At 73.1% G+C, this 20,707-nt stretch carries 14 protein-coding genes and 1 pseudogene; 7 read left to right on the top strand and 8 right to left on the bottom strand.

All coding sequences use genetic code 11. The features are described from left to right. Positions 1–70 precede the first annotated feature (70 nt). Together ACFO3J_RS35970 and eccCa are read left to right on the top strand one after the other, a co-directional pair. A pseudogene (locus ACFO3J_RS35970) lies at positions 71–725 on the top strand (AAA family ATPase); the annotation flags it as partial. A 139-nt stretch (positions 726–864) separates the two neighbouring features. Next, the gene (gene eccCa, locus ACFO3J_RS21015; protein ID WP_386431267.1) at positions 865–4,872 is read left to right on the top strand and encodes a type VII secretion protein EccCa; all 4,008 of its coding nucleotides are present in this window, start codon (positions 865–867) and stop codon (positions 4,870–4,872) included. A gap of 64 nt (positions 4,873–4,936) precedes the next feature. On the opposite strand, the gene ACFO3J_RS21010 is transcribed toward eccCa, so the two are convergent. The 5 genes from ACFO3J_RS21010 to ACFO3J_RS20990 form a co-directional block, all read right to left on the bottom strand. Beyond that, complete coding sequence (locus ACFO3J_RS21010) at positions 4,937–6,439, bottom strand: SulP family inorganic anion transporter (RefSeq protein ID WP_386431264.1); 1,503 nt, start codon at positions 6,437–6,439, stop codon at positions 4,937–4,939. A gap of 177 nt (positions 6,440–6,616) precedes the next feature. After that, on the bottom strand, positions 6,617–6,931 hold the full coding sequence (locus ACFO3J_RS21005; RefSeq protein ID WP_386431261.1) for a hypothetical protein: 315 nt from the start codon (positions 6,929–6,931) through the stop codon (positions 6,617–6,619). Next, complete coding sequence (locus tag ACFO3J_RS21000) at positions 6,928–8,028, bottom strand: protein kinase domain-containing protein (protein WP_386431258.1); 1,101 nt, start codon at positions 8,026–8,028, stop codon at positions 6,928–6,930. The genes ACFO3J_RS21005 and ACFO3J_RS21000 overlap by 4 nt, the downstream gene beginning before the upstream one ends. Next, entirely contained in the window at positions 8,025–9,158 is a 1,134-nt protein-coding gene (locus ACFO3J_RS20995) for a hypothetical protein (protein WP_386431256.1), read from the bottom strand. Before ACFO3J_RS20995 ends, ACFO3J_RS21000 begins: the two co-directional genes overlap by 4 nt. 164 nt (positions 9,159–9,322) lie before the next feature. After that, positions 9,323–9,997 carry a vWA domain-containing protein gene (locus ACFO3J_RS20990; RefSeq protein ID WP_386431253.1) on the bottom strand — a complete coding sequence of 225 codons (675 nt, stop codon included), beginning with the start codon at positions 9,995–9,997 and terminating at the stop codon, positions 9,323–9,325. A 385-nt stretch (positions 9,998–10,382) separates the two neighbouring features. Here ACFO3J_RS20990 and ACFO3J_RS20985 point away from each other — a divergent pair, with 385 nt between their 5' ends. The 4 genes from ACFO3J_RS20985 (at position 10,383) to ACFO3J_RS20970 (ending at position 16,462) form a co-directional block, all read left to right on the top strand. Continuing rightward, positions 10,383–10,922 (top strand): hypothetical protein, encoded by a 540-nt coding sequence (locus ACFO3J_RS20985; protein WP_386431250.1) that lies wholly within the window; start codon positions 10,383–10,385, stop codon positions 10,920–10,922. Continuing rightward, positions 10,919–13,996 carry a M48 family metalloprotease gene (locus ACFO3J_RS20980; protein WP_386431247.1) on the top strand — a complete coding sequence of 1,026 codons (3,078 nt, stop codon included), beginning with the start codon at positions 10,919–10,921 and terminating at the stop codon, positions 13,994–13,996. The genes ACFO3J_RS20985 and ACFO3J_RS20980 overlap by 4 nt, the downstream gene beginning before the upstream one ends. A gap of 127 nt (positions 13,997–14,123) precedes the next feature. Next, positions 14,124–15,719 carry a purple acid phosphatase family protein gene (locus tag ACFO3J_RS20975; RefSeq protein WP_386431244.1) on the top strand — a complete coding sequence of 532 codons (1,596 nt, stop codon included), beginning with the start codon at positions 14,124–14,126 and terminating at the stop codon, positions 15,717–15,719. A 251-nt stretch (positions 15,720–15,970) separates the two neighbouring features. After that, positions 15,971–16,462: a signal peptidase II gene (locus ACFO3J_RS20970; protein WP_386431242.1), complete on the top strand. Its 492-nt coding sequence runs from the start codon at positions 15,971–15,973 to the stop codon at positions 16,460–16,462. 97 nt (positions 16,463–16,559) lie between these two features. Here ACFO3J_RS20970 and katG read toward each other — a convergent pair whose 3' ends face one another. Next, positions 16,560–18,791, bottom strand: coding sequence for a catalase/peroxidase HPI (katG, locus tag ACFO3J_RS20965; protein ID WP_386431239.1), 2,232 nt, complete (start codon positions 18,789–18,791; stop codon positions 16,560–16,562). A gap of 335 nt (positions 18,792–19,126) precedes the next feature. Here katG and ACFO3J_RS20960 point away from each other — a divergent pair, with 335 nt between their 5' ends. After that, on the top strand, positions 19,127–19,537 hold the full coding sequence (locus ACFO3J_RS20960) for a Fur family transcriptional regulator (RefSeq protein ID WP_386431236.1): 411 nt from the start codon (positions 19,127–19,129) through the stop codon (positions 19,535–19,537). Positions 19,538–19,593: 56 nt separating this feature from the next. Here the strand turns inward: ACFO3J_RS20960 and ACFO3J_RS20955 are convergent, their stop codons facing one another. Together ACFO3J_RS20955 and ACFO3J_RS20950 are read right to left on the bottom strand one after the other, a co-directional pair. Further along, entirely contained in the window at positions 19,594–20,115 is a 522-nt protein-coding gene (locus tag ACFO3J_RS20955; RefSeq protein ID WP_386431233.1) for a hypothetical protein, read from the bottom strand. Further along, complete coding sequence (locus ACFO3J_RS20950) at positions 20,112–20,696, bottom strand: thioredoxin family protein (protein WP_386431230.1); 585 nt, start codon at positions 20,694–20,696, stop codon at positions 20,112–20,114. Before ACFO3J_RS20950 ends, ACFO3J_RS20955 begins: the two co-directional genes overlap by 4 nt. Between the last annotated feature and the right edge of the window lie 11 nt (positions 20,697–20,707).

Raw genomic sequence — 20,707 nt, 5'->3', positions numbered from 1 at the left:
GCGGCAGCGCACCGAGGCCGGTCTGGCCGCGCCGCCGCTCAGCCGCCATTTGGTCTTCGCGGGCAACAGCGGCACCGGCAAGACCACCGTCGCCCGCCTCTACGGCCGGGTGCTGGCCGCCGTCGGGCTGCTGTCGCGCGGGCACCTGGTGGAGGCCGACCGGGGTTCGCTGGTCGGCGAGTACGTCGGGCACACCGCGCCCAAGACCACCGCGATCTTCCGCAAGGCGCTCGGCGGGGTGCTGTTCATCGACGAGGCGTACGCCCTCACCCCCGGCGGCCAGGGCGCGGACTACGGCCGGGAGGCCATCTCCACCCTGGTCAAGCTGATGGAGGACTACCGCGAGGACGTGGTGGTCATCGTCGCCGGCTATCCGGACGAGATGGAGCGCTTCGTGGACGCCAACCCGGGCCTGGCCTCGCGCTTCACCCAGACCCTGGAGTTCGAGGACTACGACGGCGACGAACTGGCCCGCATCGTCGAGTGGAGCCCGCAGTTACGAGTACGACCTGCCCGAGGAGACCCGGGACGCGCTGCGCGGCTACTTCGCCGGGCTGGTCCGCGACGACCGCTTCGGCAACGGCCGTACCGCCCGCCAGACCTTCCAGCGGATGACCGAGCGCCACGCCCAGCGGGTGGTGGACCTCATCGGCCCGACGAAGGACGACCTCGGACGGCTGCTGCCGGAGGACCTGCCGCCGTCGTCGCCGTCGTCGTCGTCATAGGGGGGCCGGCGCTCCCTGGTCCCCGAACGGGGACCTCCCGGCCGTGGCCGGTCCGCTCCTATCCTGGCGGAAGACCCTGCGTCCGCCCCGGCATTCGCTGCACCAGCGCCACGGTCCCCGTCACAGACGAAGAGCTTCGATGTCCCGGATCATCTTCCACCGCCCCGCGCGCGTCGTGCCGCCGCAGTTGCCGACCGATCCGGTGGTGCTGGCGGCTCCGCCGCAGCCGGTCGGGAAGGACTCCGGCGCCAACTGGATGTTCCTGCTGATGCCGCTGATGTCCAGCATCAGCATGGCCGCCTATCTGATGTCCGGCGGCAAGAAGCTGCTGATCCTGCTGGGCATCGCCTTCGTGGTGCTGTCGATCGGCGTCACCGTGGGTGTCCGGACGCAGATGCGCGGCGCCGCGCGGCGCCAGAAGGTGCGGGCGCGCGACCGGTATCTGGAGCACCTCGTCGAAGTGCGGGACGTGGCACGGCACGTGGCGGAGAACCAGCGGGTGGTGGCCGCCTGGGCGTATCCGTCGCCGTACCGGCTGTGGGCGATCGCCACCCGGCGCCGCAGGGTGTGGGAGCGCCGGGTGACCGACCCGGACTTCCTGCGGGTGTGTGTGGGCGTCGGGCAGGCGCCGCTGTCGACACCCATCCGGCTGGCCACCCGCAACGATCCGACGGTGGAGTACGACACCAGGGCCAAGGCGGCGGCGGACCGGCTGATCGAGTCGATGTCCACGGTCGGCGGCCAGCCCGCGCTGGTGGACCTCGGGCGGGCCGGGATCGTCAGCGTACTGGGACCGGCCGGCGCCGCCCGCGGTGTGGTGCGGGCCGTGCTGTGCCAGATAGCGGTGCTGCACGCGCCCGACGACGTCACCGTGGCCATCGCCACCGGCGGCGAGGACTGGGAATGGGCCAAGTGGCTGCCTCACACCCACGAGCCGGACGCGACCGGGCAGGCCGGGGTCGTACCGCTGGTCGCGGAGGACTTCGAGGGCATCGCCGACCATCTGCGGACCCGGCTGGAGCAGGCCGCGGCCCGGCCCGCCGCCCGGCGGCTCGTGGCGGAACGGGACGCGCCGGACACCAGGCGGCGGCTCGTGGTGGTGCTGGACCGCTACGACCCCAGGGCCGCCTGGGCGCGCTCGCAGACCGCCGCCGAACTCACCGAGGCGGCCGGTCCCGACACCGCGATCACCGTGATCTGCCTGGTGGAGCGGGAGCACGACGAGCCGACCCGCGCCGACATCCGGGTCCGGGTGACGGAGAGCGGCGCGCTCACCCTGGAGGGCCGGCGGGCCGACCAGGGCTCCCCGGTCACCGACGTGGTCGCCGAGCGGCCGGAACCCCGGCTGTGCGAGGCCGTCGCGCGGGCGCTGGCCCCGCTGCGGCTGTCCGTCGAGGGCGACGAGGTGCTCGCCCAGACCATGTCGCTGCCCAGCATGCTCGGGATCGCCGACCTGGCCGCCTTCGAGCCGGAGCAGCTGTGGGTCGACGCGGACACCGAGGACGTCCTGCGGGTGCCGATCGGCTTCGACGGCGACGGGCAGCCGCTCGCGCTGGACCTCAAGGAGTCGGCCCAGGGCGGCATGGGGCCGCACGGCCTGGTCGTCGGCGCCACCGGTTCCGGCAAGAGCGAGCTGCTGCGCACCCTGGTCAGCGGACTGGCGATGACGCACTCGCCCGAACTGCTGAGCCTGGTCCTGGTGGACTTCAAGGGCGGCGCCACCTTCGCCGGTGTCACCGAACTGCCGCACGTGGCCGGGCTGATCACCAACCTGGTCGACGATCTCGCGCTGGTGGACCGGGTGCGCGACGCGCTGGTCGGCGAACAGCAGCGCCGGCAGCGGATGCTGCGCGACGCGGGCAACGTCGACACCGTCCGGGAGTACCAGCTGCGCCGTGCCGCCGGGGCGAGCGGACCGGACGGCCGCCCGCTGGAACCGCTGCCGTATCTGCTGATCATCGTGGACGAGTTCGGCGAACTGCTGTCCACCCGGCCCGACTTCATCGACCTGTTCGTGCAGATCGGCCGGGTCGGCCGCAGCCTGGGCATGCATCTGCTGCTCGCCACCCAGCGGTTGGAGGAAGGCCGGCTGCGCGGCCTGGAGTCGAACCTGTCCTACCGCATCTGTCTGCGGACCTTCTCCGCCGCCGAGTCCCGCATCGTGATCGGCGGCCCGGACGCCTACCGGCTGCCGCCGATCCCCGGTTCGGCGTATCTCAAGGTGGCCGAATCGGTCTTCGAGCGGTTCCGGGTGGCGCATGTGTCGGGGACGTACGAGTCCGCCGAGCAGCGCGCGCTCGCCGCCGGACCGCCGCCCACCGATCCGGTCGAGTTCGGCCTGCGCCTGCCGCCGGACCCGGCGGCCGATCCCGCCGACGTACGGGAGCAGCGGCCGCGGGCGCTGCCGACCGGGCCGACCGAGATGCAGATCGTGGTGGAGAAGCTGGGCGGATCGGGCCAGGCCGCCCACCAGGTCTGGCTGCCCCCGCTGCCCGCCGCGCTGCCGCTGGACGACCTGACCGGCCCGGTCGCGATCCACCCGGGCCGCGGCCTGTCCGCCGAGTGGTGGCCGCACAAGGGCCAGCTCCGCTTCCCGGTCGGCGTCCTGGACGTACCGGTCCAGCAGCTCCAGCAGCCGCTGGTGCCGAACTTCGCCGAGTCCGGGCATCTCGCGCTGGTGGGCGCGCCGCAGTCCGGCAAGAGCACCCTGCTGCGGACCCTGATGCTGTCCGCGATGCTGACGCACACCCCCGACGAGGCGCAGTTCCTCTGCCTGGACCTGGGCGGCGGTACGCTCCAGCCGTTCGAACGGGCCCCGCACGTCAGCGGGGTGGCCGGGCGGCACGATCTGCCGCAGGCGCGGCGGATCCTGTCAGAGACGCTCCAGCTGATCGCCGAGCGCGAGCGGCTCTTCCGGCATCTGGGTATCGACTCGGCCGCCGCCTTCCGGCGGCTGCGCGCCGCGGGCGGGCTTCCCCCCGCGATCCGGGCCGCCGACGTCTTCCTGCTGATCGACAACTGGGGGGCGGCGCGCGGCGAGATCGAGGGTGTGGACGCGGCCGTGCTCGACATCGCCAACCGCGGTCTGGGCGTGGCCGTCCATCTGATCCTCACCGCCAACCGCTGGGCCGATCTGCGGATGTCGCTGCGCGACGCCTTCTCCGCCCGGCTGGAACTGCGGCTCAACGACCCGGCGGACTCCGAGATCAACCGCCGCGCGGCCCGGCAGTTCGTCACCGCGGCCCCCGGCCGCGGCATGGCGCCGCCCGGCATCCAGTACCAGGTGGCGCTGCCCCGGCTCGACGGCCGGGACACCGCCGACGGTCTCGCCGACGCCCAGGGCGAGGCCATCACCAAGATCGCGGCGGCCTGGCAGGGCCGGGCGGCGCCGCCGGTCCGGATGCTGCCCGAGCGGGTGACCGTAGCCCAACTCGCCCTTCCCGAGGGCGATTCGGCGCCCGGTGTGCCGATCGGCCTCGGCGAGAGCGATCTCGCGCCGGTCCACCTGGACCTGACCGGGACCGACCCGCACTTCCTGGTCTTCGGCGACTCCGGCTCGGGCAAGTCGACCTTCCTGCGCACCTGGATGGCCGGGCTGATGGCGCGGCGCTCGGCCTGGGAGGCGCGGTTCATCGTCGTCGACTACCGGCGCTCGCTGCTCGGAGCGGTCCCGCCGGAGTACTTGGGCGCCTACGCGGGCGACTCCGGCGCCGCCGCGGTCTATGCCGAGCAGGTGGCGGCCAAACTCGCCGAGCGGCTGCCGCCGCCCGATGTGACCGTCGCCCAGCTGCGGGAACGCGACTGGTGGACGGGCCCGGAGTTCTATCTCGTGGTGGACGACTACGACATGGTGGGCGGCCGCCAGTCGCCGCTCGCGCCGCTGATCGACTACCTGCCGCAGGCCCGCGAACTCGGCTTCCACGTCGTGCTGGCGCGGCGCGTCAGCGGCCTGATGCGCGGCCAGATGACCGAGCCGATGCTGAACCGGGTCCGCGAACTCGGGGCGGCCGGCCTGGTGCTGTCCGGCGACCCGCGCGAAGGGGTCGTGCTCGGCGACGAACGGGCTTCCCAGCGGCCGCCGGGACGCGGTGTCCTGGTCCGGCGGCAGTTCCCGCCGGCCCTGATCCAGCTGGCCGTGGCGGACTGATCCCCCGCCGGCCCCGCGTGCCGGGCCGCCCGCGGCCTGCTCCCGGCCGCGGGCGGGGACACCGTCAGAGCGCGGTCGGCACCGGGAGCCGGACGCTGACCGGGTCGGTGCCGTCGTCGGAGTGGGCCGGGGCCCAGTTCTCCAGGGCGGTGCGGCAGGCGTGGTCGAGGTGGCGCAGGCCGGACAGGTCGAGTTCGATGGGGCGGTCCTTGGGCAGGCCCTCCAGCTGTTCCAGGATGCGGGGCAGCCGCAGGAAGGTCGCGTTGCCGGTGACGGTGGCGACGAGCCGGCCGCCGGTGAGGGTGCGGACGTCGATACGGGTCCGCGAGGTGTCCCAGGCCGACTTCACCACGGACATCAGCAGCCCGAACACCACCCCTTCGAAGAGGTTGGTGGCCACGATGACGGCGGTGGTGGCGGCCAGCACGACCGCCTCGCCGCGGTGTTCGCGCCACAGCGACGCGAACTCCTTGACGGGCACCAGCTTGACGCCCGCGTACACCAGCACCGCGGCCAGGGCGGTCAGCGGGATGACCGAGATCGCCACGGGCAGCAGCGCGGTGAACAGCAGCAGCCACAGGCCGTGCAGTACGCGTGAGGCCGAAGTACGGGCGCCCGCCTGGACGTTGGCGGCGCTGCGGACGATCACCGCGGTCAGCGGGAGCGCCCCGAGCGCCCCGCTGACGGTGTTGCCGACGCCCTGGGCGATCAGCTCCTTGTCGTAGTCGGTGCGCGGGCCCCGGTGCATCCGGTCCACCGCGGCCGCGCTGAACAGACTCTCGGCGGAGGCGATCAGGGTGAAGGCGAGCACGGTCCCCACCGCCGCCACACTGCCGATCCGGCCGAAGGCGTCGGAGCCCGGCGGCGCGACCGCGTCGAGCAGTCCGCCCACCTGGACCTTGGCGACGGACAGGCCGAGGACGGCGCTGGCCGCCGTGGCCAGGCCGACCGCCGCCAGCGCACCGGGCACCACCCGTACCCGGGCGGGCAGCCGGGGCCACAGCACCAGGACCGCGACCGTGGCGGCGCCGAGCAGCGCGGCGGTCAACTGCGGGCCGCCGTCCAGGATGTCGGCGGCCAGGCCGGGCAGCCCGGCGATCTTTCCCGGGCCGTCGGACGGCTGGCGGACACCGGCGAGCGCGTAGACCTGGCCCAGGACGATGACCAGACCGATGCCGGCCAGCATGCCGTGCACCACCGACAGCGAGATGGCCCGGAACCAGCGCCCGAAGCGCAGCACGCCGAGGGCGATCTGGAGCAGGCCCGATACCGCCACGATGGCGCCGAGCGCGGCGAGTCCGTAGCTGTCCACCGCGTCGTGCACCAGCACGGTCAGCCCGGCGGCGGGGCCGCTGACCTGTAATCGGCTGCCGGGCAGTAGCCCGACGACGACCCCGCCGACGATGCCGGTGATCAGGCCGAGTTCGGCGGGCACCCCGGAGGCGACGGCGACGCCGACACACAGCGGCAGGGCGACGAGGAAGACGACGAGGGAGGCGAGGACGTCCCGGCGGAGGACGGCGGGGTTCCGCAGGTCGGAGAGCTGGGGGAGACGCGGAGCGCGCATCGGGGTTCCTTGCGACGGGGGCGGGGCGCGGCCGGTGGGAGCCGGCCGGTCGAGGCCGGTCCCCAGCACTCTGCCGCAGTACCGCCCTCCGTCGAAAGACCATGAACTTGCCATGATGACGTAAAGCATTCGCAAAATTCGAACGCGTGATGGAGAAAGGGGCAATGCGCCGTCCGACTACGCCCCCGCACTCCGATTGCCCGTCGGCACCCAGCCGACCCCGACCTTCAGCCGCAGACCGCCGAAGAGCCGGCGGCGGCGCTTGAGGACGACCAGCTGCTGGCGCGGCAGCAGGATGTCCGCCAGCGCCCGGTCGGCCAGTTCGAGGGCGGCGCCCTCCCGCCCGGTGACCTCGATCCAGCGGTCGCCGACCGCGGTGATCGTGGCGCCCTCGACGGTGCGGCTGAGCGGCTGGGCGTGGCACACCACGCAGTAGGGCGTCCCTTCGGCGTTGACGTGATCGCACCGGCGGCAGCGCCAGCCGGGGATCACGTCAAGGGCCCTTTTTTTCGGATCAGTGAGCCCCTCAGTGTCCCTTCGGTCTTCGCCGGAGCCGAGGTCCCGGACCCGGCCCCGCTCCCGGCTCCGGACCCGCCGGCGATCCCCAGGCCCTTGCCCCGCAGCGCGCCGCCCGCGCCGCCGGACGTGCCGCCCGCGCCGCCGCCCGCGGTGGAGGCGGGCGCCGGGCTCGTCCCGGAACCGACCATCTTCCGCAGCAGCTTGAGCGACTGCCCCACTTCCGCCACCGCCGGGCGGTCGGCGGGGCCGGGCGAGAGCATCCGCCCGATGAGTTCCGACAGCGCCTTCTCCAGGTCGGAGGAGACCGAAGGGACCTTCAGGCTCCCGCCGTTGGCGATCACCTCGCCCGGATACCCGCTGGTGCGGCCGGAGGGCAGCACCCCGGTCAGGTACTGGCAGAAGAGCAGGCCGAGGGCGAAGACATCGGAGGGCAGGCCGATCGTGTCGGCCGTCGCGTTGCCGGTGACGTAGGCCATCAGCTCCGGCGAGTAGTAGACGGGGTCGCCGACCAGTTCGTCCGCCACCGGGACGTCCCCGACGTGGAAGCAGTTGTCGAAGTCGATGAGTTTGGTGGTGAACCGGTCGGGACCGATCTGCTTGATCAGCACGTTCGGCGGCTTCAGGTCGCCGTGCACCAGGCCGCTCTTGTGCAGCAGGCCGACGCTGTGCGTCACGCTCATCATCAGCAGCAGTCGGTGCGCCAGCGGCTGCGCGGCGATCGCCTCCACCGGCAGGTCGGCGGCCTCCACCCGGTCGGTGACCTTGTAGTAGTGCGCGCCGTAACGGAAGAAGTCCTTGGTGACGACGAGATTGCCGCCGGCGCTGCTGAGCGGGGACAGCAGCCGGTCGATCGTCTGGTGATGGGCCTCGAAACGCTCGCAGCGCAGCCGCTTGGCGGCCTTGCCCGCCGCGCTCCCGGGGCCGTCGGGGAGCGGATAGGTGGGGGCCAGGAACTGCTTGATGAAGTAGGAGGTGCCGTCCCGCGTCGCGAACGTCCACTGGCTCTGGCCGCCGCCCGCCGTCGAGAACGGCGCTTCCAGACGGTAGGGCCCGACAGCCGAATCCGTCACGGCCGGCCCCCTTTCTCGCCGGACTCCTCCGGCGCGCTGTCCCGGCGGGCCGGCGGCAGGGTGCGTACGGGTTCGCCGAGAAGGTGCTCGTACACCGGGCGGTAGCGCGACCACAGGTCCTGCCGCGCTTCGAGGAAGCGGGCTTCGGCGAGGGCGAGTTGCGCGCGCAGCTCGATGGTCTCCTGGTGGAGGTTCTCCATCGCGCCGACCTCCTGCTGCAGCGCGTGGAAGCGCTGGAAGAGGCGGTTGCCGGCCGCTCCCGGGTTGGGCCAGCCCACCCCGGCGACGGCGAGCGTGGCGTCGTCACCGGTCACCGCCTCGATGGCGGCCCGCACCTTGTCCTCCCACGCGCCCTGCACGGTGTTGTCCAGCAGCGCGCGCAGCAGCAGCAGTTCGAAGTGCGCCGGAGAGGGCAGGTAGCCGAAGCAGCCGTCGGACGCGGCGAGGAACAGGAACGGGCCGTGGGGCAGTCGGATCCGGCGGTGGTTGAGCTGGAACCGGCCGTCGCCCGACAGGATGTTGGACATCGGCGAGTCCTCCAGCAGATTGCTCATGGCGTCACCCCCCGACTTCAGGTCGTCCTTGGTGAGCTGCTGGAGTCCCCACTGCGGGGAGAGCACATAGATCCGGGAATCACCGGCCCACAGCGCGTCCAGCACCACACCTTCCTCGGCCACCCGGAAGACGCCGAGGGCCAGGGTCGTCGGCAGCGGGCGGATCAGCTTGCTGCGGAGGTTGCCCGACGCGGACGGGGAATGCTCCCCCAGCTGTTCCAGATCCCAGCGGATGGCGCTGTCCAGATAGGTGAGGAACCGGTCCAGCGCGTGGTCGGCCTGCACCGAGTCCAAGGCCGAGCCGGCCGGGAACAGCCAGCCCGACGGCCCGAAGTGGGCGTCGATCTGGGTGCCCACCGTGGACAGGACCTGCCGCGAGGCGAGATAGGCCGCGCTGCGCGGGCCGTCGTTCGTCGCCATCAGGGTGCTGCCCGCCCCGCCCAGCCCGTCGCCGACGCCGATCGCGCCGACGACGCCGGCCGGATACTCGAAGTGCCGGACCAGCGGCGGCGCGTCCTCGCCCTTGCCCGGCACCTTCTCGATGCTGATCCGCGCGGTGAAGAGCGGAGGGCACACCCACGGAACGGCGCCGACCGGCAATTCACCGGCACTTCGCGGATCTTGCGGGGAAACACTCTGCCCGGCCGGTCCCGGCGCACTCCCGAGGTGACGGCTGTCGTCACCCATCACTCTCTCCACATCCTCGAAGCCGAGGCCGTCGTCCTCCATCCGGTGATCCGTCACACGCTGGCGGCGATGGTGTCGATAATCGTGGAGTAGTCCACATCCGAAAGGCCGCGCCCGGCCTTGGAGGTGTAGTGGACGGTGTTCTCCCAATGCAGACCCATGTCCGTCCAGGCGTAGGCGTCGGGAGCGTAGATGATGAGCCGCTTCGCATTCATGTCCATGTAGTCCTGCCCCTCCCACAAATCGGTGAGGGCGTCGAAATCGGCCGGCATGCCTTTCGGGTAGACCACGGGCTTCGAGCCGGCGTTCTTCTCCAGCGGGTGCGCGCTGGCGTCGGTCCACACGATGATGACCTGGCGCCGCTTGCTGCCGGACTTGGCCCAGTCGGACCGCATCCCCAGCACCAGCCCTTCGAGCCCGCTCTCCGGTTCGTCGCCGCCGCCGGTCGGGACCAGCGCGCTCACGAAGGCGCTGTATTCCCCCTGCTGTGCGGGGAGTTCGAAGAACTCCGAAGTCTCCATGGACTGCTCGCCGTCCGCGTAGTAATCGCGGAAGGCCACCACCCGCACCCGGAGGGAGTCGATGGTCTTGTCCTTGGCGCGCATCGCGGCGGTCAGATCCTCGTGGAATCGCAAGGCGTTCGCCTTCACCTCGTCGAGGATGCCGTGCATGCTCCCGGTCACATCGATCACCAGCGCGATGTCGACCTCATAGGTGAATCCCTGCATCAGTTCCCCCAGAACTCGCGGCCCTCGCGACCGGGCTCCCCAGCCTGTCGCCTCCGCGGTCACCACGCTAGCAGCAGCCGGTATTCCGGCAACGGGTATTCTGTGAACCGGCTGGGAGCCGCCGGGCGATGATGATCACGCCCCTCCCATTCGCCCCCCATTCGCCCTCGCGTATTTGCCCGCCGCGTCCCCGCCGCGTCCCCGCCGCATCCCCAACGCATCCCCGCCGAGGCCGCGTCCCCGCCGCGTCCGGGGCCGGACCTCGGGGAATCCCCGGTGATCATGGCGCCGGTTCTGCCAGGCTGGTCGGTCCGGGACCGCCCCGGCCGCACGGCGAGGATCCGCTCGCCGCCGGGCCGCGGGCGCGCCGGAAGGGGGAGGGCGTATGCGGCGGGACATGGACGGCCGGGCGGGGGACTCCGGGGGCGGGGCGGACACCGAGGGCATCGGCCCGGGTCCGCGGGTGACCCTCGATCTGGCGGATCTCGCCCGGAGCGTGGTCGCGGCCACCGCGCCCGAGCAGCTGGAACTGCTGGAGCGGATTCCGGCCCGCTGGACGAGCGAGCGGGCGGCCGGCCGGCCGGAGGCAGTGGGCTGGACCGGCGGGACGGTCGCCTCGGGGATGACGCCGACCGTCCTCAGCGAGCTGGTCTATCCGCTGCTCACCGGTGTCTTCACCCAAGTGCTGGGGACCACCGCGCTGCTCGGCTGGCAGCACCGCCGCTGGCTGCGCCGCCGCCCGGCCGAACCGCCGGTCGCGCGGGTGCGGCTGAGCCTCGACGCCGACCAGATCGAGCGGTTCCGGGCCGCGTGCGTCACCCACGGCGAGACGCTCGGCCTGTCGGCGGCCGAGGCGGCGCTGCTGGCCGACGCGCTGTACGGCGCGCTCCAGCAGGAGATGGACGACCCCCGGCCCCGAGCGTGACCGGCCCCGACCCGCGGTCGGGGTCCACCCCGGGTGACTCGCCCGTCGCCGGCGTCGCCGCCGTGCCCGCGCCGCGGCACATGTGGTGGACGTATCTGCTGACCGGCTTCGCGCTGGCGGTGATGGGAAGCGGGGCCGGCCAGGCGCTGTTCCTCACCCGGGATCTGGGCCGGGTGTCGCGCACGGTCGACTGCCTGGCCCGGCAGGGTGTCGACCCGATCGCCCTGAACCAGGGTGTGGGGGGCCGGGCGAGCACACGGCTCCACGCCTGCACCGCCGCGTACAACGACCGGTCCGGTGTCGCGATGCTCGTCGGGGCGGGCGCGGTGCTGCTGGCGGCGGGTCTGCTGACGCTCTGCGGCGGCCTCCTGCTCCGCCTGCGGCTGCGCGTGCGGGCGGGCGGGCAGGAGGCGGCGGCCGGTTCCGAGGCCGCCGGCCGCGCGGCCCGCCGCTTCGAAGCGTGGTGCGACACCTGGGAGTTGACCGGAAGGCGCCGGCCGCGCCTGCTGCTGGCCGCTCCCGGGCGGTTCGGCGGACGGGCGTTCACCACCGGTGTCCCGCTGGGCCGTCCGGTGGTCGTCGTCCCGCTGTCGTACGCCTATCTCGCGCCCGAGACGTTCGACGTCGTCGTGCTGCACGAGTTGGCGCACGTACGCTCCCGGGATCTGCTGTGGGCCGCGTCCGTGTGGTGGACCGGCTGGCTCAACGTCCCGGTGCTCCTGCTGGCGCTCGGCTCGACACTGACCGACCCCGGCGGCTATCTGGCCTACGACGTCGGCGCGTTGGGGACCGCGGCCGCCCTCTCGTCGGCCGTGCTGGTGCTGCGCGCGGCCCTGCTGCGCCGACGTGAGCTGGCCGCCGACCGGTTCGCCGTCGAGGTGATGGGCGACGCGGGTCCGCTGCGGACCGCGCTCGGCGGACGGACCGCGATCCCGGGCGCGGCCGGGCCGTTCGCCACCGCGCTGGCCCAACTCCGGCGCGGCATCAGCCGGTTGACCGCCTCGCACCCGCCGCCCGAGGTCCGCGCCGCCGCCACCCCGGCGGACCCTGACCGGTGGGAGGGCGGCTTCGCGCTGTCGGCGGCGGCCGGTCTCGTCGCCATGTTCACCTACCAGGGCGTCTACACGCTGCTGGTGGACCTCTCGGCCTTCCGCGGGTCCGACCCCTCGACCGTCTCCGATCTGGCCTTCGCCTCGACCGGTCTGATCTGGGCGTGCGTCGTCGTCCCGGCCTGGGCGCGACGGGTACGGGCCTCGGCCCCGACCGGCTCGGCTCCCAGCTGGCGGGGCCCGCTGGCCGGAGCGCTGCTCGGGATCGTCGGGGGCTACGTCCTCCAGGTCCCGGGCGCGCCCCCGGTGACCGGCCGCAGCCTGTTCCGCGGCCATCTCCTGCTGACCACCGGCCTGTTGGCGGTCGCCGTGGCCGGCGCCGCCGTCCTCACCCTCGGACTCGCCACCCGGGTGGCCGCCGGCCGGCGCCCCCTCGCCCTGGCCTCGGCGGTCGTCACCGCGGCTGTCGCCCTGACCATGACGCTGAGCACGACGGTCACCCTGCTGGTGGCCCGGATCCGCTGGGAGAGCGCGGCGGGGGACCGGATGCTGCTGGTCGGACTGGGCGACCAGCGCTACTGGCGGTACGTACCGCTGCTGCTGCTCGTCGGGTGCGCCCTGTGCGCGCCGCGCGGTCTCACCCTGCTGCCCCGCCGGCACTGGCCGGTGGTGGCCGTGGTCGCCGCAGTCGGCGGGCTGGCCTCGGCGCTGGAGTGGAGACTGCGGATCCCGGCCGCCCGGCGCTCCGGCGACGCCACGTATCTGCTGCTCCACGGGGGCTGGTGGATCTGCGCGCTGGCGGGCTGGACGGCGCTGGTCGCGGTGCTGCTCACCAGGGCGGACCCGCCCCTGCCCGCCCCGCCCGCCGCCTCCGTCCCCACCGCCCTGACCGCCGGGCTTCTCGGCGCCGCGCTGGCCGGCCTGGTGCGGTCCCTCCTGCTGCTCGCCGCCGGGGGTTCGGGCGCCACCGGGCAGCTGTTCCTGAAATCCGTCCGCGTCCCCCCGTGGATGTTCCTCGCCACGGTGGTGGTGACCCTGCCCTGGCTGCTGGCGGGAGCCGGCGCCGCCCGGCGGCGCCCGGCGCGCGGGCGGACGGCGCCGCGCCGGGGCGTCACCGCGCCGGCCGCCGGTATCGGTGTCGCGGTCCTGGCCGCCGCCCTCGCCGCCGGGCTGCTGTCGCCCCTGACGGTGTCCGCCCACGACTACACCCGCGGCCTGGCCGCCATCCGGAGCGACCCGCAGATCCCGGTGGCGCCGGTGGTGTCCGCCGCGCCCGCGCCGTCCGCGCGGCCGAGGCCGACCGGGGACCGGAAAGTCCCCCCGCCGGCCACCCCCGTCCCCGCCCCCACTCCGTCACCGGACCCCGGCCGCCCGCTGAGCCGCGCCGCCGCCGAGCACGCCTTCGACGGGCTGCGGGCCCTGCTGCCCGCGCACTTCAAGCAGGTCCCCAACAGCGAGCACTCCACGCTGAGCGTCCGGCCGAAGTCCTGCCAGACCCTGTTCGACAAGGACTACGCCCACGACCGGGCGCTGCCCCGGACCGCCGACATCACCCGCACCTACTCGGCCCCGGCCGAGGGCACCACGTCCTCGGGACTGACGATCACCTTCACCGTCACCTCGTACGTCACCCCGCAGCCCGGCTTCACCTCCCTGCGCCGCGAAGTCGCCCGGTGCCCGCACCCCGCCTGGGTCAGCCCCGGCGCGGACGACGGCCTGATCCACGGGACCCTTACGCTGCGCGACCTGCCGGGCACGCCGTACCCGGCCGTCCGCGAGGGGGTGAGCCTGGTCTCCCGGACCAACGGGATCACGATCGTGGTCGCGGGTTCGTCCGACTCCGAGCAGATCGGCCACACGATCGTGCTGGCCGAGGTGGACTACGCGTACTTCACCGTCCCGCCGCCCCGCGCCGTCCGCGCGTACCCCCAGGCCCTGACCGCGGCGGCGCTGACCACGGTCGTCCGCAACCTCCGCGCCGCCGCGGATTCCCCCGGCTCCGCGAGTCCCCCGTCACACAGGTGACGGCCGGGATGACCGGCGCTTTGTGTGACGACTCGTCATATCGCACGCATGAAGCGGGTGTTGGCGGTCATCGGCTGTTCATCCGCAGGTCGAGCGCAGGTCGCCGGGCACTGCGACATTGCGCGCCATGGACACACCTCACACGGGTATCGACGCCAGGCTCGCCGCGAAGATGAGCATGGCGGAGCAGCACGAGTATCTGCGGTCCAAGGTGACGCGCCGCCGTATGGTGCTCGGCGGGATCGCGACCGCCGGTACGGTCGCCGCGTCCGGGCTGCTCAGCGGGGTCGCGCAGGCGCAGACGGCCGGGCCGTCGCTGCTGACCCGGCCGGCCACCGACCACCATGTGGACGGCGCGCTGGTCGCTCCGTTCGGCCGCCACCTGCAGTTCGGCGCCGACCCCACATCGGAGTTCACCATCTCCTGGCAGGTCCCGCTGGCGGTCCGCAAGCCGTTCGTCCGGATCGGCCTCCAGCCCTGGTCGCTCAGCCACAAGATCGAGGCCGAGGTCCGCGACCTGCACACCCCGCAGCTGCTGAACAGCACGCTGCCCCCGGTCGACCAGTACTACCTGCACGCGCGGATCGGCGGTCTGCGCGCCGGGACGACCTACTACTACGGCGTCGGCCACGACGGCTTCGACCCGGCGGAAGCCGCCGCGTTCGCCACCATCGGCTCCTTCACCACCGCGCCCGCGCGCAGCGAGCGCTTCACCTTCACCGCCTTCGGCGACCAGGGCGTCAGCTACCACGCGCTGGCCAACGACTCGCTGATCCTGGCCCAGAACCCGGCCTTCCACCTGCACGCGGGCGACATCTGCTACGCCGACCCGGACGGTTCCGGCCAGGCCAGCGACGCGGCCGACTACGACGCGCGCACCTGGGACCAGTTCCTGGCTCAGACCGAGTCGGTGGCGGCCCGGGTGCCGTGGATGGTGACGACCGGCAACCACGACATGGAGGCGTGGTACTCGCCGAACGGCTACGGCGGCCAGGAGGCCCGCTGGTCGCTCCCCGCCACCGGCCACGCCCCGAAGACCCAGCCCGGCGCGTACTCCTTCGTCTACGGCAACACCGCGGTGATCGCGCTGGACGCCAACGACGTGTCCTACGAGATCCCGGCCAACTACGGGATCACCGGCGGCAAGCAGACCGCGTGGCTGGACCGCACGCTGGAGGGCTACCGCAAGCAGCGCGGGATCGACTTCCTGGTGGTGTTCTTCCACCACTGCGCGTACTCCACCACCAACTCGCACGCCTCGGACGGCGGTGTGCAGGCGGAGTGGGTGCCGGTCTTCGAGAAGCACCAGGTCGACCTGGTGATCAACGGCCACAACCACGTCTACGAGCGGACCGACGCGATCCGCAAGGGCGCGGTGTCCCACGCGGTGCCCATCGGGGAGACCACCCGGCCGGCCACCGACGGCACGGTCTACATCACCGCGGGCGGCGCCGGCCGCAGCCTGTACAACTTCCCAGCCCCCGACACCTTCGAGGGCCACGAGAACCGGGTGGACACGGTGACCACCTGGCACTCCGCGAAGGGCGGCGGCCAGGTCGTGGACACCGTGCACTGGTCGCGGGTCCGCTACACCGGCTACTCGTTCATCTCGGTGGACGTCGAGCCGGCCCGCTCGGGCCGCGAGTCGACGCTCACCGTCTCGGCGATCGCCGAGACGGGCCAGCGCGTCGACCACTTCACGGTGGCGCGCCGCGCCAAGTGAGTCCTCGCGCCGGGCGGTAGCCGGCGCGGCGGGACGCGAACCGCCGGGCGGCTCCGGGTTTCCGGGGCCGCCCGGCGGCTTTCCCGGGACCGCGTCCGACCCCGGGGCGTGGCCGCTCCCGGCTGTGACGCCCGTCACCAGGCGGGCGGCAGCCGCTTCCCCGGCCGGCGGGCCGGGTACGTACCTCCTCGTTGCCCGGCACCGGCGCGTACGCTCGGTGAGGGACGGGGCAGAGGATCAGGAGGTGGGCGGTGCGGCGCACATACCTGCTGTGGGTGACGGCGGCCGCCGGGCTCGCGGTGGACCAGGGCACGAAGGCGATCGCCGCGGTCGCCGTCGAAGGCCGGGAACCCACGCACGCCCTGGGCGGCGCGGTGACCTTCACCGCCTTCCGCAACTCCGGCGCGGCCGGCTCCTTCGCCCCGCACGCCACCTTGGTCTTCACGCTCCTGGCGTTCGCGGTGCTCGCCTTCATCGCCCGCGTCTCGCCGTCCGTGCGCTCGGCCGGCTGGGCGGTCGGCCTGGGCCTGATCTTCGCGGGCGCCGGCGGGAATCTCACCGACCGCCTCTTCCGTACCCCCGGCTTCGGCCGCGGCGCCGTGCTGGACTTCATCCAGGTCGGCCACTCGGGGATCTTCAACCTGGCCGACCAGTGCGTCACGGCCGGCGCGCTGGTGATCCTCTTCCAGACCTTCCGCGGCATCCCGATGCGCACGCAGGCGCCCACCTACAGCCACCCCTGACCGGGCGCCGTACGACGCGGGGGCCGACCCGATGGGGCCGGCCCCCGCGTCGTGATCCGGTCAGGCGACCCGGAGCCGGGTCGGCCGGGTGAGAGGGTCAGACGAGGTCGAACCGGTCGAGGTTCATGACCTTGTCCCACGCCGCGACGAAGTCCTTGACGAACTTCTCCTTCGCGTCGTCGCTCGCGTAGACCTCGGCGAGCGCGCGCAGCTCGGAGTTCGACCCGAAGACGAGGTCGACACGGCTGCCGGTCCACTTGACCTCGCCGGTGGCGGCGTCGCGGGCCTCGAAGGTGTTCGCGTCCTCGGAGGTGGCCTTCCACGTCGTGCCCAGGTCGAGCAGGTTGACGAAGAAGTCGTTGGTCAGCACACCGGGGGTGGCGGTGAGCACACCGACCGGCGACTGCTGGGAGTTGGCGCCCAGCACCCGCAGACCGCCGACGAGGGCCGTCATCTCGGGGGCGCTCAGGGTCAGCAGGTTCGCGCGGTCGGTCAGCAGGTACTCCGCCGGGAGCCGGTTGCCCTTCCCGAGGTAGTTGCGGAAGCCGTCGGCGGTCGGTTCGAGCGCGGTGAACGACTCCACGTCGGTCTGCTCCTGCGACGCGTCCGCGCGGCCCGGGGTGAAGGGGACCTCGACGGGGAAGCCCGCGTCCTTGGCGGCCTGCTCGACGGCGGCGGCGCCGGCCAGCACGATCAGGTCGGCGAGCGAGATCTGCTTGCCGCCGGCGTGGGCGGAGTTGAAGCCGTCCTGGATCCCTTCCAGGGTGCGCAGCACGGTGGCGAGCCGGTCGGGGTCGTTGACCTCCCAGCCGGCCTGCGGCTGGAGTCGGACGCGCGCGCCGTTGGCGCCGCCGCGCTTGTCGCTGCCGCGGAAGGACGAGGCGGACGCCCACGCGGCGGACACCAGCTCGGAGACCGACAGGCCGGAGGCGAGGATCTCGCCCTTGAGGGCGGCGATGTCCTCGCCGTCCACGAGCTCGTGGGTGACGGCGGGCAGCGGGTCCTGCCACAGCAGCGTCTCGGTCGGGACCTCCGGGCCGAGGTAGCGCACGACCGGGCCCATGTCGCGGTGGGTCAGCTTGAACCAGGCGCGGGCGAAGGCGTCCGCGAACTGCGCCGGGTTCTCCAGGAAGCGCCGCGATATCTGCTCGTAGGCCGGGTCCACCCGCAGCGCGAGGTCGGTCGTCAGCATCGTCGGCGCGTGGCTCTTCGCCGGGTCGTGCGCGTCGGGGACGGTGCCGGCCCCGGCGCCCTCCTTCGGCTTCCACTGGTTGGCGCCGGCCGGGCTCTTGGTCAGTTCCCACTCGTAGCCGAACAGGATCTCGAAGAAGCTGTTGTCCCAGGTCACCGGGGTGTTGGTCCAGGCGCCCTCCAGACCGCTGGTGATGGCGTCGCCGCCCTTGCCGCTGCCGTAGGCGCTCTTCCAGCCCAGGCCCTGCTCCTCCAGCGCGGCGGCCTCCGGGTCGGGGCCGACATTGTCCGCCGGGCCCGCGCCGTGGGTCTTGCCGAAGGTGTGGCCGCCCGCGATCAGGGCGACGGTCTCCTCGTCGTTCATCGCCATCCGGCGGAAGGTCTCACGGATGTCGCGGGCGGAGGCGAGCGGGTCCGGGTTTCCGTTCGGGCCTTCGGGGTTGACGTAGATGAGGCCCATCTGGACCGCGCCGAGGGGGCTTTCCAGCTCCCGGTCGCCGGTGTAGCGCTCGTCGCCGAGCCAGGTGGTCTCGGGACCCCAGTAGACGTCCTCCTCGGGCTCCCAGACGTCCGCACGGCCGCCGGCGAAGCCGAAGGTCTCGAAGCCCATCGACTCCAGCGCCACATTGCCGGCCAGCACCATCAGGTCGGCCCAGGACAGCTGCTGCCCGTACTTCTTCTTCACCGGCCACAGCAGGCGGCGGGCCTTGTCGAGGTTGGCGTTGTCGGGCCAGCTGTTGAGGGGCGCGAAGCGCTGCTGACCGGCGCCGGCGCCGCCGCGGCCGTCGCTGATCCGGTACGTGCCGGCGCTGTGCCAGGCCATCCGGATGATGAACGGCCCGTAGTGCCCGTAGTCGGCCGGCCACCAGTCCTGCGAGGTCGTCAGCACCTCCGCGATGTCCTGCTTCACGGCCGGGAGGTCGAGGCCGCTGAACGCCTCGGCGTAGTCGAAGTCCTCCCCGAGCGGGTTGGCCACCGCCGGGTTCTTGGCCAGGATGCGCAGATTCAGCCGCTCCGGCCACCACGCGCGGTTGCCGCCGCCCTGGGTCGGATGCGGGGCGCGCTCGTGCGCGACCGGGCAGCCACCTCCGCTGTCCGTCTTCGCGTCTACGACGATTGCATCATGGTTCTCAGACATGGGAATCCTTCCGGACCAGGCGGATCACGGGGCTCATGGAACTGCGGGCGGTGGAACGGCGGGGGCAGGTGCCGTACGGGGAGCGAGGGGATGGCCTCACACGCGACGGGGGCGGTCACCGCCCCGGGGCGACACCGCTCGGTTCCTCGGCGGCGGTCCCATCACGTCTGTGTCTCCCGCGGTATTGGAGGCTTCCCGTCCCTTGGCTATCGCCGGAACCGATCCTACGATGGACTGAGTCCAAGTCAAGAAGTGCGCCAAATGCAGATCTGATCGGAATCCGGACATCCACTGGTAACTTCGGGTATCCCACGAACCTGAATAGGTGAACCGATATGAGCGACCTGCTGGAGCGACTGCGAGGGCGCGGCTGGCGGATGACCTCCCAGCGGCGCGTCGTCGCGCAGGTCCTCGACGGCGACCACGTCCACCTCACCGCCGACGAAGTGCACGCCCGCGCGGCGCGCCAACTGCCCGAGATCTCCCGGGCGACCGTCTACAACACCCTGGGCGACCTGGTCGCCCTCGGCGAGGTCATAGAGGTCTCCACCGACGGCCGCGCCAAGCGCTACGACCCCAACGCCCACCACCCCCACCAGCACCTGGTCTGCTCCAGCTGCGGCACCATCCGCGATGTCCACCCGACTGGCAACCCGCTCGCCGACCTGCCGGCGGAGGAACGATTCGGCTTCACGGTGTCCGAGGCGGAGGTCACGTATCGCGGGCTGTGCCCGGCCTGCGCGTAACGCGCTCCGCACGTCGGCTCACCGTCCCGACCGCGTCGGTCCGGCCAGCGCCGCCGTCACGCGCCCGGGACGGGCACGGCGACGGCATGCTCGCGGACCGGGGCCAGACAGCCCTCCGTACTCGAGCAGGCGCCGTAGGTGAGCCGGAGGACGGCCGGGGCGGCGGACCGGGCAGAGGTCAGGCGGGTGGCCAGCTGGAGGGTGACGGGGCCGTCCGGATAGACCGGCAGGGTCACGTCGAGGCCGGCCATCCGCAGCCCGTACGGGTGCGCGGGCGTGCTGACGGCTCCCCGCGCGGTGAGCGGCGCCGCGACGGCGAGCCGGGTGGGGATGCCGAGCCCGTCGACACCGCCGTCGGGGAGCCCCAGGCTGTAGAGGTGGAATCCGCTCCGCCGCGGGCGCAGTGTCGCGCTGACCGCGACATCATCCGCGCCGGACCGCTCCAGCGTGACGGTGACGGCCACCCCGCCGTCGGTGAAGGAGGCGTGCGTGGCGGCCGGGCCGCCGCGGCCACAGCCCGGCACCGCGGCCAGCACGCAGCAGGCGGCCGCCGCGATCCCCGCCAACCGCCGCCTCACGCCCACTTCTTGAGGAACGCGTCCACCTGGGACTCGGGCATGCTCCGGGCGTTGGCGAACTCGCCCTTGTTGGTGGCGATTTCGGTACGTCCCGCGGAATTCACCACGGTGAGCGCCGGGATGCCGCTGCTCCCCAGGTCCACATAGGGCGCCGCGACATCCAGATTGTGGTCGAACTCGCCGACGTCCACCCGCACCACGTGGTAGCCCGCCAGCAGCGCGGCTGTCGCCGGCCGGGCGAAGGTCGCGCCGAGCACGCGGCAGTCCGGGCACCAGTCGGCGCCGAAGTCGATGAGCACCGGACGGCCGTCCTTCGCCGAGGCCCGCTCGGCCGCGGTGATGTCCGCCGCCGCGTCCCGCGTGGGGTCGTAGCCCTCGGGCCCGGCCGGACTCGTCGGCGTAGCGGCGGGCTCGGCCACCGGAGCCGAGGACGCCACCGGCGCCCCGGTGCTCCCGGACGAGGCGGTCGCAGCGCCGTCGGCCGCCTTCTCGGACCCCTCGGACTGCGCGCCGCAGCCCGCCAGCACCAGAACCGCCGTCCCCGCCACCGCGAGCACCCGCAGCGAACGTGCCCCACCCATTTCCCGCCCCC

It is taken from the genome of Streptomyces polygonati (assembly GCF_042650325.1).
Classification (GTDB): Bacteria; Actinomycetota; Actinomycetes; order Streptomycetales; family Streptomycetaceae; genus Actinacidiphila; species Actinacidiphila polygonati.
Note: the sequence above shows the minus strand (reverse complement) of the source record. Positions and strands in the feature narration are given on the sequence as shown.